Here is a 12183-nt window from a genome sequence, read left to right as displayed (position 1 = left end):
ATGTCTGCTTCATCTTCGCTCCTCAGGGGCTACGATGAACCAGCCATCCTCCGTTCGGGAAGACCCTCATTCTGTCCCACAGGTGCTGACGTCGGACAACTCAGGAAGCTGCTCGATGACATGGACCACGACCCGGAGCGCGATCGCCGCTGCACTACTCGCGACGACGCTCGGCGCCTGCGAGCACTCTAGCGGGGCGGGGCCTGACGTCCGCGTCACGCTTCCTCCGGCTCCCGACGGCGTGGCGGTCTGCCTGCGCCAGGCCTTCCCGGAGATCCCCGACCGGGCGCTGACGAAGCGCGACGTGGTCCGGATCATCGGCGAGGCCAGGGCCCTCGACCGGGCCAAATCAGCTTGCGGCGAACGCGCCGTGTTCTGGATCGACAGCGTGCGCCGCGACCTGGCCCGCTGATCCTCTCTCGCGCGACCGGACGCCGGCGCGCCTCGAGCCCCGGAGGGGCTTCATCATGCAAGACGTACTCGCGGGCGGCCCTATCACCTGGGTCGCCCTTTTCGCGTTCGCCGGCTTCATCATCACCCTTATCAAGGGGTGGGATGCCCTGGTGCTGCGCTTCCAGACCGGGTCGAAGGAAGCCTCAAAGGAGGCTGTGAGCCCGCTGCAGCTCGAGATGGCGACCGTGAAGCTCAACCTCGAGCGGCAGGGGCAGGACCTCAACGCCTTCAAGGTCGAGGTCGCTCGGACCTATGTGACCGGCGACGTCATCACCCGGCTCGAGGGTCGGATCGACGGTCTGATTTCATCGGTACAGAACGAGATGCGGGCAACCCGTAAGGAGCTGCTCGACGCAGTCCTCGGAAGCCGCCCGCACGGGTAGGCGTCAGCCGCCGAGCTGCGGCAGGCGGGCGATGCCGACCGCGATCCGCCGGGCGTCGTCCTTCGTCATGCGCTCGGCCATCGAGGCTCGGCGCTCCTCGTCGTCGCAGAAATAGACGTAGGCCACGGGGAAGCCGCCGGCGTCCTCGATCCGGAAAGCCTCGGAGAGTTCGACGAGGCGCCAGGGCGCGGGGAAGCGGCGCGGTTCGGACATCGGGGGGAGGGGGTTCCTGAACCTGAAAGGTTCGCCGGCGCGGGCCCCAGGTTCCGGTGAACCTTGGAGCACTCCACAAATCCGGTGCTAAGTCATTGAGGGGAATGGTGCTGCTGGACAGGATTGAACTGTCGACCTCCTCATTACCAATGAGGTGCTCTACCACTGAGCTACAGCAGCTAAACGTCCTGGGTTGCGGCAAGGGCCGTGCGAACCGGACGGACGGGCAATTAGCCGATCATCATCCCCTTGGCAATCGCATCGCAGCGAATTGTGTCGGTTTCTCTCAGGCCGGTGGCCGAATTCCCACGGGCGCAGTGGGCACCTGGCGCGCCTGCCTCAGGCCAGGGCGCCGGTGTCCCGCTTGCAGGCGGCCCGGATGATCGCGGCGAGCCCCGCCTCCGCCACGGCGTCGGCCGCCTCGGACGGCTTGAACCAGCGGTCCTCGCGCTGGTGACGCTCGGGCCAGTGCTTGAGCTGCTTGCGCACCTCCAGGGGGAACACCTTCACCTGGCACAGGACCGCATCGCGGCTCTTCAGGCGCTTCTCGTAGAGGTAGAAGCCGAGGGGACGCTTGCCGACGGTGCCGAGGAGGCCGGCCTCCTCGTACGCTTCCCGGGCGGCGGCGTCGTAGGGCTTGCGCCCCTTCATCGGCCAGCCTTTCGGGATCACCCAGCGTCGGCTTTCCCGCGAGGTGATGAGCATGATCATGAAGCCGCCGTCGGGCATCCGCCGGAACGGCAGAACTCCAACCTGCCGTCGCGGGGCCAGATCCGCTTCGCCCGCATGCGCGCTCATCGGTCGGAAACGCCGGACCGACCAGCAAGTTCGACCCTGATGCGTCCGCGCCCGGGCACGCAACCGATCGACGGCCACGGCACTCCGTTCGCCGGAACCCGGTGCCGGGTCGCGATGGCCTGCTGAACCGGTCGGTGGAGTTCCACGATACGCTCAATCCCGCACAGGTGTGACCGAGGGCTTGTCCGCGGCATCGCGCGCTCGACAGACCCGCCTTAGCGGCACTGTCCCGTCCGGTTCAAGAAAAACTTATCCGGCAAAGTTCCTGCGCGTCTCCCAACGACGGCGTCTGGAGCCAGGCGCGGCCGGGCCGGCACCCTGCTCCCTCACCCGGCCGCACTGAGGTTCTCGATCAGGGCGTTCAGGTCGGCCCGCATGGCCTGCACCTCCGGCTCCGACATGTTGAGCTGGCACATCACGGATTCCCGCACGGCGGCCGCCTCGGCACGGAGCCCCTGTCCACGCGGCGTGAGCGCGATCTCGACCTCGCGCTCGTCGGAGCGCCGGCGGCTCCGAACAAGGAAGCCCGCCACCTCTAGGCGCTTCAAGACCGGGGTCAGGGTGCCGGAATCGAGACGCAGGCGCCGCCCGATCTCCGAAACCGTGATGCCGTCGGTCTCCCACAGCACCAGGAGGACAAGGTATTGCGGGTAGGTCAGGCCCATCCGCTCCAGCATCGGGCGGTAGGACTTCGTCATCCGGTGGGCGGCCGCGTAGAGGGCGTAGCAGAGCTGGTTGTCGAGGAGCAGCGGATCGGTGAGGGGCGCGGTTGTCTCGCGAGGAGCGTCCATCATGCATGCCATGCCACTGAAATCCCGAAGCCCCCGACGTCCCAGCAAGACGACGGGGAACGCCCCTGCGGACAATCGAGGATAGCGGACGTAGATGGCTCTAGTATATGCCTGTTTCGCCGCAGCGGTAACAGGATCCCGGCCTTCTGTAGCCCAACCGGATCCGGGGATGTTCGCCGGCTGAGCCGGGATCAGTGGTGTCCCGACGGGGTCAGGCCGCCGCGCTCTCCGGCGGATGCTCCGCGATCAGCACGACGATGTCGCTCCAGCGCGAGACGAAGGCGGCGACGCAGTCGGGATCGAAATGCGTCCCGGCATGCGCTTCGATGTGCTGGCGCGCTCGCTCCAGAGACCAGGCCTTCTTGTAGACCCGCTCGGAGATGAGGGCATCGAACACGTCGGCCACCGCGATGATCCGGCCGGCCAGGGGGATCTCGGTGCTTCTCAGGCCCTGGGGGTAGCCCTCGCCGTCCCAGCGCTCATGATGGGTCAGCGCGATGTCGGAGGCGAGCTGCAGCAGGTGGGAGGGGCTGTCGTGAAGCATGCGGTAACCCCGAAGGGCATGCTGCTTCATCTCCTCGCGCTCGGCCTCGGTGAGGGCGCCCGGCTTCATCAGGATATGATCCGGGATGCTGATCTTGCCGATGTCGTGCATCGTCGACGCGAAGGCGATGTCGTTCGCCTCCTGCTCCGAGAGGCCGAGGCCCTCGGCGATCGCGATGGCGCAGCCGGCGACGCGGGTCAGGTGGCCCCCCGCCTGGTCGTCGCGGAACTCCGCAGCCAGCATCAGGCGGCGGATGATCTCCCGCTCCCGGGCAGCGGCCTCGACGACGGCCCGCTCGACGGTGTGGGCTGCCACTCGGCCCTGGTGCTCGGCGGCCCGGCGGGCGAGGGCGAGCTCGATCAAGTTGCCGACCCGGGTCCGCAGAGCGAAGGGATCGACCGGATACGCCATGACATCGGTGGCCCCGGCAGCCGCGGCTTCGCGCCGGACCGGTTCCGCATCCTCGGGTGCGATCAGCAGAAGCGGCGTCCGGGCCAGCGCCGCCAGGCTGCGCACCCGTGCGATCAGCGCGAGCACCGCGCGCGGATCCTGGGCACCCGCCTCGACCACGACCAGGTCGCAGGCCGGCAATGGCCCACGATCGGTCGCGAGATCCTGCGGCAGGCCGGTGACCGGACGGATGACGCAGCCGAGGGGGGACAGCACGCGGATGAGATGCAGGGGCGCGGAGCCGGCCAGGATGGCGATCACGGCAGTGGCGGCGTCCAATGCCATCCCTCGGCTTCCCGATCCTGTAAATCCCCGTACGGCGCCCAAGGCGTCGCCGACGGGTTCCCGATTCCGCGTCCCTGAGACCCTCGCACCGGTCCGGTTAAGCAACGCTGAAGGCCCCGGCGTACCTGACCTGCGCGGAGGCCGGCCACCCCGTCCGCTCCCCCCACGCTTTCCCGCGATCCCCGCTTGTGAAAGCCGGAGCACTCGTGCTAGTGACCGCCCGTCTCATCGAGGCGCCTTCGCGGAGAGGTGGCAGAGCGGTTGAATGCACCGCACTCGAAATGCGGCATGCCTGCAAGGGCATCGGGGGTTCGAATCCCCCCCTCTCCGCCATTCTATTTCGTGGTTCAACGTCAGTCACTTAGCTTGGCACTGGCAAGGCGGTTTGTAGTTTTTTGTGGGTGCCGTGTTGTAGCAGCCGCGCCCTATCGGATCGTGTCGGTCATCGGATTCTCGGTGATCCAGACGATCCGGTCGTCCAGCCCGTAGGGACTGACAGCGCACCGGCCCAGAGCCGGATGCTCGCCCACGGTGATGTCGTGCGGCCCTTCTCCAGGCTCAAAGGCCCTACCAAAGGGCAGGCCCCTCCAAAGGGGGGCCGCTCACGCTCCCTGACGCGACCTGGCCTGCACCATCGCCTGCGGATGCCGTCGGGAGACGGCTCAAGACAAAGCGGCCCGAGCTTGTGCGGGGCGAGACACTTATCCCGGCGTTATAGCGATATTGTTCCACCAAATAGCCTGTTTTGTCACTATATCGTGTTGCGCCTCGGCGCTATAGCGGCCTACCTGGATTGATAAAGCGCGGTGCGGCGAAGCATCGTCAAACATCAGGGAGGTTCGTATGGCTGCTGCGATGCTGTCCGGGACGGTCTTTGCGGATCTCAACGGCAATGGCGCCCGCGAGGCGATGGAGACCGCCCTCGCCGGCTTCTCGGTCGATCTGCTCGCCGCCGACGGGAGCGGCAGCGTGCTGGCGACGGTCACGACCGACGTGAACGGCACGTACGCCTTCGCCAACATCGCGGGTGGCACCTACGCGGTGCGTTTCACGCCGCCGACCGCCGGATATCGGGGCAGTGCCGGGACGACGGGGACGGATGGCCGGACGCTCGTCACCAATCTGAGCGTTCCCGGAAACACGGCGACGGTCTTCGACGAGGGATTCTCCAAGGCGGGCACGATCGCCGGGATCGTCTTCACCGACGCGAACGGGAACGGCGCCTTCAACGCGGGCGAAGTGCTGACCAACGGCGTCGATGTGAAGCTCTACAATGACATCGGCGTCCTCCTGGCCACCACGACGTCGAGCAACAAGGACGCGTTCCGGCCGGGCACGAGCGGCGTCTACAGCTTCCAGAATCTCGCCCCGGGGACTTACACGGTCAGCGTGACCGCACCGGACGGCAAGGTCACGAGCGGCGCATCCACACTCACCGAGAGCGTCACCAGCGGTGCGGTTCTCAGTTCACAGAACTTCGGTGTGAAGAACAATCCGCCGACGGTCAGCCTGTCCGGGACGATCTTCGGCGACGCGGATGGCAACGGTCTCCAGTCGGCGAGCGAAGGGGGCATCCGCGGCGCCAGCCTGCTCCTGCGCGACGCGGTCACGGGGGACACGCTGAAATCCACCGTCACCGACTCCGCCGGGCACTACAGTTTCGGGACGACGGCGGGCAGCTATCTGATCACCGTCGCGACCCCGGAAGGCCTGAAAGGCACCGTGCCGACCACAATCGCGACGGGGCGCGTCGCCGACGGGGCGTCGAACGCGCAGCTCAATGTGGGGTTCGCGGCGGATCCGGTCAGCGACAAGACCGACGCGATACCCGGGGCCACCGTGCTCAACGTCGTGCTTCGCGGCCAGTCCAACACCTACTTCCCGACGCTGTACGGCAACCTGCCGAAACTGAAGGCCGCCATCGAGGCGCAGCTGGGATTTGACGGAGTCCAGCAGGTCGTCAACGTCATCGGCACGCATGACAATGCGAATGGGGCCAACACCGAGTGGCCCGGCACCGGGATGCTCACCGACTGGCTGACCCCGGTCAATGGCGACTACCGGAACGGATGGACCGCCAACCAGCAGGAAATCGGCCTTCTGAACACGATCGGGCAGCTTCCGGCTGCCCAGAGGGCCGCGCCAACGGCCATCGTCTGGTTGCACAACGAGAACGACAGCCAGAACACGAACCTCACGACGGCCATGTGGGAGAGCGCGGTGCGCTACGAGGCCGGCCTCGTGCGCGGCGTGCTCGGCCAGGATGCGGCCACCGTCCCCTACCTGTTCGTCAACGCCATCCCGTTCCCCGCGCAGACGGCGGGAGTCACCCGCACGCAGCCGATCCAGAACCAGGCCATCCGGGTCGGGCAGGCCGAGCTCACCGAGGACAAGGCCTTCAACGCCGGCTACGCCACCCACCAGGCGAGCGACGTCAACATGGACGTCGACGGCCACGGCATCACGCGGCAGCCGGGGAGCGTGCATTTCGACCGCGCGGACGCGGATCTGATCTTCAACCGGATCGCGCTGTCGGTGGCGGAGGAGTTCAAGGCCTCGGCCCGCCCCGGCTCGCCCATGGCGCTGGCCGGCGGCGACATCGACGACGACGGCCCCCACGTGGTGCGCGCCGACCGCGTCGCCGGCGCCGCCAACCAGCTCCTGCTCACCGTCGAGTTCGACCAGGCCACGGCGATCAAGGCCCTCGGAAGCGCCGCCGCCGCCGGGACCGGCTGGAGCCTGCGCCCCGATTGGAGCGTCGGAACCAGCCAGGCGCTCGCCACCCGGGCCGAGATCGTCGACGCCACCCACATCCGGCTGACCTTCGACCGCGACGTCCCCGCCGCCACCGAGCTGTTCTACGGATGGGGCGGCGACCGCATCGCCCTGCCCGGGCAGCCCGGCATCGGCGCCGCGATCTACGACGCCAACAACCTGCCGCTCTGGGTCGATCCCCGCGGCCTGGCGGTCACCAGCCCGAGCGTCGGTCCGGGCCCGATCGCGGTCCAGGCGATCGCAGACAGCGGCACCGGCATCGACGCCGGCGGCAACGGCCTGCTCAAGGCCGGGGCCGCCGTCACCCTGGCCGTCCAGGTCGCCGCCGCCGTCGACGTGACGGGCGCGCCCGTGCTGACCCTGAGCAACGGCGCCACCGCCGCTTACGCGGGCGGGTCCGGAACGACCACGCTGCGCTTTGCCTACGTGGTGGCCCCCGGCCAGGACGTGCAGGACCTGGCCGTCACCGGCATCGGCCTGACGAACGCCGCCCTGGTCGGCCACGACGGCAGTCCCGTCGCCCTGGCCGGCTTCGTCACGGCGATGCCCGGCACCCTGACCATCGACACCACCGCGCCCGCCCTGGCCCTGACGCAGACCCCGTCGGCGACGATCGAGGCGACCTCCGCCGCGGGCGCGGCCGTACGCTTCGCCGCCACGGCGACGGATGCCGTGGATGCCCACCCGAGCGTCGCCTTCACGGAGGGCGGTGCGGTGGTGACGTCGGGCCAGGTCTTCGGCCTCGGCAGCCACACGGTCACCGCGACCGCGCGCGACGCGGCCGGCAATCTTGCCGACCCGGTCGCCTTCACCTTCGCGGTGACCACCACGCCGGTTACCCGGGCGGACGCGGTCAACCTCGACGCGCACACGATCGCGAGCGGAAACGTGCTCGCCAACGACGTCGATCCCGGTGGCGGTGCCTTGCAGGTCGCGTCGGTCCACTCGGATTCCGGAACGACCTACGCTGTTCCGACGAAGGGCAGCGTCACGGTCGCGAGCGCCCATGGCGCCCTGACGATCGAATCCGACGGGCATTATACCTATCTGGGCCGGAGCGCCGGCTCCGACACCTTCACCTACTCCGTCGCAGATGGCCGCGGGGGCAGCGCCTCGGCCGCGCTCACCGCCACCGTGGCATCGGCCGCGCCCGCAACGGACGCGACCTTCGCCTTCGCCTTCGCGCAGGCGAGCCTCACCTATCGAAGCGGCGACGCGCTGCTGACCGGGCCGGATGGCGTGGTGCACGACGTCACCGGCATCGGCCATCTCCACTTCACCGACGGCACGATCGACGAAGCCGACGGATCGCCCCTCGTCGACGACCTGTTCTATTATGCGGCCAACCCCGATGTCTGGGAGATGCAGGTCGATCCCGACCAGCACTATGCCCAGTCCGGCTGGCGCGAAGGGCGCGACCCGAATCCGCTGTTCTCGACCTCCGGCTACCTGGCGGCGAACCCGGACGTCGCCAGGGCCGGCATCGACCCCCTCGCGCATTACGATGAGTTCGGCTGGCGCGAGGGACGCAACCCGTCGCCTTCGTTCGACGCGAAAGCCTACCTCGCCGCGAACCCGGACGTGGCTGCGGCGGGCGTCGATCCCCTCGCGCATTATCTCGAGTTCGGGCGGACGGAGGGGCGCACGGAAGCGCCTGTCTCAGCGACGGCACCGACGGCACCGACTCCTCCGACCACACCGATCGTCGACCAGCTCGACGGCGACTTCGATGCCACCTACTATCTCGACCGCAATCCGGACGTGGCCCGTGCGGCCGCCGCATCCGGCGTCGCACCGGACAGCTTCGCCTTCACGCATTACCTGCAGTTCGGGGCTGCCGAGGGACGCGACCCGGACGCCTATTTCTCGACGAAGGGCTACCTGGCCGCCTACCCGGACGTGGCCGCAGCGGGCCTGAATCCGATGCTTCATTACGAGGATTTCGGATGGCGCGAGGGCCGCAACCCGTCGGCCCTGTTCGACACCCAGGCCTACCTCGCCGTGAACCCGGATGTCGCCGCTGCCGGTATCGATCCGCTGGCCCATTATCTCCGGTACGGCATCCTCGAACATCGCGACCTTGCCTGACGCCCGACGTGCAAGAGCCGCGGCGGTGGGGGGCTCCCCGGGCCGCTGCCGGAGGGGGGCGCCCTGGCGCCGCGATCCAGCCGCCGTCGGGCAGGGTCGGGCTGGTCGGCGGGTGCTCCGGCATCGTGGGCCAAGCTGCGAGACGAAGCGCCGTGACCTTCGCCGGCAGGGCGCGGTCAGCGCGCGTCCGGGGTCCCGCCGGCCGAGCGGGCCTTCATGTGCCGAAGGGGGCGAGGGCCGAGAAAGGCCCGCCGCTCCCGCTCGGACCGCACGACCGTGGCGCGAACCTGCAGCAGGTCCTTGCGGGTGAGCAGGCCCACCAGGGCACCGCTCGCCGCATCCGTCACCGGAACCCGCCCCTGGCCGGCAGCCATCATGATGTCGAGGGCGCGGGCGACGACGTCCTCCGGATGAACGACCGCCAGCGCGGCATCGGAGACCCGCGCCCCGAGGCGCTCCCCGCCATGCCCGCCGTCCGCCGTCCAGCGCAGGGCATCGCCACGGGTGACCAGCCCCACCGGGCGTCCCTGCCCGTCGACGACCGGGTAGGCGTGATGCGGCCCGGTCTCGATCGCCCGGATGGTGTCGGCGATCGACCGCTCCGCATCGAACACATCGACCGTGCGGGTCATGACCGCGCCCACGCGCGTCAGCTCGTAGGGATCGAGCCCGTACTCGCGCGTCACGTGCTGCCCGCGCCGGGCGATCTTCTCCGTCAGGATCGAGCGCTTCAGCAGCAGCACGGTCACCGCGTAGGCCGCGACGGTGGCGGCCAGCAACGGGGCCAGGATGTGCACGTCGCCGGTGAGTTCCACCGCGAAGAGCGCCCCGGTCAGGGGCGCGCGCATGGTGCCGCCCAGCATGGCGGCCATGCCCAGCAAGGCCCAGAAGCCGGGGGAACCGGGCAGGGCGAGGCCGACGACCCAGCCGAGGGTACCGCCGAGGATGAGCAGGGGCGCCAGCACGCCCCCGGAGGTGCCGGACGAGAGGGCCACCAGCCAGATCGCCGCCTTGACCACGAGGATCGTCAGGACGGCCCGGACGGCGAGGTCGCCGGTCAGGAGATCGCCGATCACGTCGTAGCCGACGCCGAGGGCGCGGGGCTCGACCAGACCGCCCAGGCCGACGAAGAGCCCGCCGATGGCCGGCCACCACATCCAATGGATCGGCAGGCGCTCGAAGGCGTCCTCCAGGACGTAGAGGAGTTTCGTCAGGAGGCCCGACTGCAGTCCGGCGAGAATACCCAGTCCCGCGCAGGCGATCAGGCCCCACCAGGGCAGGGCCGGATCGGCCGAGAACGGGAACAGCGGCCCGGCTCCGAAGAGCAGCGGGCGCCAGCAGGTGGCCGTGATGGCGGCGGCGGCCACCGGGATGAAGCTGCGCGGGCGCCACTCGAACAGCAGCAGCTCGACGGCCAGGAGCACGGCCGCGATCGGTGTCCCGAAGATCGCGGTCATCCCGGCCGCGGCGCCGGCCACGAGGAGCGTCTTGCGTTCCGCCGCACTCAGGTGGAAGAACTGCGCGAACAGGGAGCCGATGGCGCCGCCCGTCATGATGATCGGCCCTTCCGCGCCGAACGGCCCGCCGCTGCCGATCGAGATCGCCGAGGAGATCGGCTTGAGCACGGCGACCTTCGCCGACATGCGGCTCCCGCCGATGAGGATCGCCTCGATGGCTTCCGGGATGCCGTGACCGCGGATCTTCTCCGAGCCGAAGCGCGCCATCGCCCCGATCACGAGCCCGCCCAGGATCGGTACGAACACCATCCAGGGCGTCCGCGCCGCGGCGGCCATGGAGACCGGCATCGTGTCGAGGCGGCCGAACCAGGCCAGGTTCGTCACGAGCGTGATCAGCTGGACGAGCAGCCAGGCCGCCAGCGCTCCGCCGGTGCCGACGACGAGCGACATCGCCACCAGGATCAGGACGCGCCGATCCGTCGTGAAATCGCCGAGGGGCCGCTTCGCACGAAGCGCGACTCCTCCGCCATGTCCGTCGGCGAGGCCTGCCCCGTCGTTTGCGCCCGTCCTGTCCTGCGGCATGATCGTCTCCCTGAGATCGCTGGCGATATATATCGTACCACGATATAATAAAGCCCCTGGAGCAGAGGATTTGGAGATGTCCGCCGACCCCCCGCCGCGGGAGGCCCTGTCGCGTGCCCAATACGCGGCCATCGCGGCCTTCCGCTATCAGCTGCGCCGCTTCCTGGCGTTCAGCGAGGCGGCCGCCCAGCAGGCCGGCCTTCCGCATCAGCAGCACCAGGCCCTGCTGGCCATCGCGGGCCATGTGGGCGCGGAACCCCCGACCGTCGGCCTGCTGGCGGAGCGGCTGCTGATCGCGCCGCATACGGCTGCCGAACTCGTCTCACGCATGGTCGAAGCGTCGCTTCTGACAAAGACGCGGAGCCCCCAGGACGGACGACGGATGGAGCTGGCGCTGACGCCGCGGGCGGAGGTCATCCTGGCCGCCTTGACGGTGGCCCATCTCGAGGAACTCCAGACCATGGAGCCGGCCCTCGTGCGCGCGCTGGGCGGGCTCGATCGGACATCGCGCGACGGGTGAGACGCAAATCGCGATGGGCGCTGCCCGCCCCGGGGAGGACGCTGCGACCGCCGGGCTCCGACCTGCGCACCGTGGAAGCGCCCCTCCCGGAAGCGCCCCTCCCGGGAGCGTCGTCTCAGGGGCTCAGATCGGCTTGAGAAACTTGCACTTTCCCCCTTGGGCCCAGGGACCCTGCACCCGTGCCTCGGCGCAGAACGCGTCGACCGCGCGGGTCACCCCGGGGAAGCGGCCTCCGAGGCTGTCGTAATCATCGGCGATGAAGAGGCCGCCGGGGCGCAGGACCGGCCACCAGGCCCGGAGATCCGCCGCCACGGAGGCCTCTTCGTGACCGGCGTCGAGATGAATGACATCCGCGGTCACGCCGCGCAGGCGCAGGAGTTCGGCGGCATTCACCGAGTCCAGCGGCAGGGGCAGGACCCGGTCCGCGAGCCCCTCGCGCAGCACGTTGGCCAGGAAGGTGCGGTACAGGCTCGGGTAGCCGTGCTCGGTGGCCAGTTCGGCGAACAGGGCCGCGTCGGCCCAGTGATCGACGGCACCGAGCCAGGTATCGACCGCGATGACGGTTCCGTCGACGCCGTGCGCCGCCAGGGCCTTGGCCAGGTGCAAGGTGCTGGCGCCCTTCCAGGCGCCGATCTCCACAACCACGCCGGGGCGGAATGCCGTCACGGCCTCGTCGAGGAAGGGATGGACGCTGCGCCAGCCCTGGAGGTCGAGGGGGCGCAGATCGTCCGGCGGGTCCGCGAACGGATCGCGGCCGTGCCAGAGGGCATCGAGGAGGGTGCGGCGGGTCGTCGGGGGACGGCTCATGGTGTCGGCTCGCGATGCGGGGCGCGCCCGCCGGGGA

General features: G+C 69.4%; 10 protein-coding genes and 2 tRNA genes. 5 read left to right on the top strand and 7 right to left on the bottom strand.

Annotated elements, in window-relative coordinates; all coding sequences use genetic code 11:
* The first annotated feature begins 115 nt into the window (after positions 1-115).
* Both ASF58_RS26325 and ASF58_RS22100 read left to right on the top strand, forming a co-directional pair.
* Complete coding sequence (locus ASF58_RS26325) at positions 116-412, top strand: hypothetical protein (RefSeq protein ID WP_156375841.1); 297 nt, start codon at positions 116-118, stop codon at positions 410-412.
* A gap of 55 nt (positions 413-467) precedes the next feature.
* On the top strand, positions 468-836 hold the full coding sequence (locus tag ASF58_RS22100) for a hypothetical protein (protein WP_055957646.1): 369 nt from the start codon (positions 468-470) through the stop codon (positions 834-836).
* Between the two features lie 3 nt (positions 837-839).
* Here the strand turns inward: ASF58_RS22100 and ASF58_RS22095 are convergent, their stop codons facing one another.
* The 5 genes from ASF58_RS22095 to ASF58_RS22075 form a co-directional block, all read right to left on the bottom strand.
* A complete protein-coding gene (locus tag ASF58_RS22095; RefSeq protein WP_055957643.1) occupies positions 840-1049 on the bottom strand; it encodes a hypothetical protein in 210 nt (69 codons plus the stop codon).
* A gap of 105 nt (positions 1050-1154) precedes the next feature.
* Positions 1155-1229 (bottom strand) — tRNA-Thr (locus ASF58_RS22090).
* A 159-nt stretch (positions 1230-1388) separates the two neighbouring features.
* On the bottom strand, positions 1389-1847 hold the full coding sequence (locus ASF58_RS22085) for an NUDIX hydrolase (RefSeq protein WP_055957640.1): 459 nt from the start codon (positions 1845-1847) through the stop codon (positions 1389-1391).
* 326 nt (positions 1848-2173) lie between these two features.
* Positions 2174-2638 carry a MarR family transcriptional regulator gene (locus ASF58_RS22080; protein WP_181017394.1) on the bottom strand — a complete coding sequence of 155 codons (465 nt, stop codon included), beginning with the start codon at positions 2636-2638 and terminating at the stop codon, positions 2174-2176.
* A gap of 211 nt (positions 2639-2849) precedes the next feature.
* Positions 2850-3917, bottom strand: coding sequence for an HD domain-containing phosphohydrolase (locus ASF58_RS22075; protein WP_082513237.1), 1068 nt, complete (start codon positions 3915-3917; stop codon positions 2850-2852).
* Between the two features lie 243 nt (positions 3918-4160).
* Here ASF58_RS22075 and ASF58_RS22070 point away from each other — a divergent pair.
* Positions 4161-4250 (top strand) — tRNA-Ser (locus ASF58_RS22070).
* Between the two features lie 510 nt (positions 4251-4760).
* On the top strand, positions 4761-8780 hold the full coding sequence (locus tag ASF58_RS22065) for an SdrD B-like domain-containing protein (RefSeq protein ID WP_055957635.1): 4020 nt from the start codon (positions 4761-4763) through the stop codon (positions 8778-8780).
* A gap of 176 nt (positions 8781-8956) precedes the next feature.
* Here ASF58_RS22065 and ASF58_RS22060 read toward each other — a convergent pair whose 3' ends face one another.
* On the bottom strand, positions 8957-10819 hold the full coding sequence (locus ASF58_RS22060; RefSeq protein ID WP_055957632.1) for a chloride channel protein: 1863 nt from the start codon (positions 10817-10819) through the stop codon (positions 8957-8959).
* A 76-nt stretch (positions 10820-10895) separates the two neighbouring features.
* Here ASF58_RS22060 and ASF58_RS22055 point away from each other — a divergent pair, with 76 nt between their 5' ends.
* Positions 10896-11339 carry a MarR family winged helix-turn-helix transcriptional regulator gene (locus ASF58_RS22055; protein WP_055957630.1) on the top strand — a complete coding sequence of 148 codons (444 nt, stop codon included), beginning with the start codon at positions 10896-10898 and terminating at the stop codon, positions 11337-11339.
* 123 nt (positions 11340-11462) lie between these two features.
* Here ASF58_RS22055 and ASF58_RS22050 read toward each other — a convergent pair whose 3' ends face one another.
* Positions 11463-12146, bottom strand: coding sequence for a class I SAM-dependent methyltransferase (locus ASF58_RS22050; RefSeq protein WP_055957627.1), 684 nt, complete (start codon positions 12144-12146; stop codon positions 11463-11465).
* Between the last annotated feature and the right edge of the window lie 37 nt (positions 12147-12183).

Source organism: Methylobacterium sp. Leaf125, from assembly GCF_001423085.1.
Taxonomy (GTDB): Bacteria; Pseudomonadota; Alphaproteobacteria; order Rhizobiales; family Beijerinckiaceae; genus Methylobacterium.
The sequence above is the reverse complement of the archived record's forward strand: the minus strand, read 5'-3'. Positions and strand labels throughout refer to the sequence as shown.

Bases quoted from the DNA above. Each gene is read 5' to 3' on its own strand.
- ASF58_RS26325 (WP_156375841.1), top strand. From the start codon at position 116: ATGACATGGACCACGACCCGGAGCGCGATCGCCGCTGCACTACTCGCG.
- ASF58_RS22100 (WP_055957646.1), top strand. From the start codon at position 468: ATGCAAGACGTACTCGCGGGCGGCCCTATCACCTGGGTCGCCCTTTTC.
- ASF58_RS22095 (WP_055957643.1), bottom strand. From the start codon at position 1,049: ATGTCCGAACCGCGCCGCTTCCCCGCGCCCTGGCGCCTCGTCGAACTC.
- ASF58_RS22085 (WP_055957640.1), bottom strand. From the start codon at position 1,847: ATGAGCGCGCATGCGGGCGAAGCGGATCTGGCCCCGCGACGGCAGGTT.
- ASF58_RS22080 (WP_181017394.1), bottom strand. From the start codon at position 2,638: ATGGACGCTCCTCGCGAGACAACCGCGCCCCTCACCGATCCGCTGCTC.
- ASF58_RS22075 (WP_082513237.1), bottom strand. From the start codon at position 3,917: ATGGCATTGGACGCCGCCACTGCCGTGATCGCCATCCTGGCCGGCTCC.
- ASF58_RS22065 (WP_055957635.1), top strand. From the start codon at position 4,761: ATGGCTGCTGCGATGCTGTCCGGGACGGTCTTTGCGGATCTCAACGGC.
- ASF58_RS22060 (WP_055957632.1), bottom strand. From the start codon at position 10,819: ATGCCGCAGGACAGGACGGGCGCAAACGACGGGGCAGGCCTCGCCGAC.
- ASF58_RS22055 (WP_055957630.1), top strand. From the start codon at position 10,896: ATGTCCGCCGACCCCCCGCCGCGGGAGGCCCTGTCGCGTGCCCAATAC.
- ASF58_RS22050 (WP_055957627.1), bottom strand. From the start codon at position 12,146: ATGAGCCGTCCCCCGACGACCCGCCGCACCCTCCTCGATGCCCTCTGG.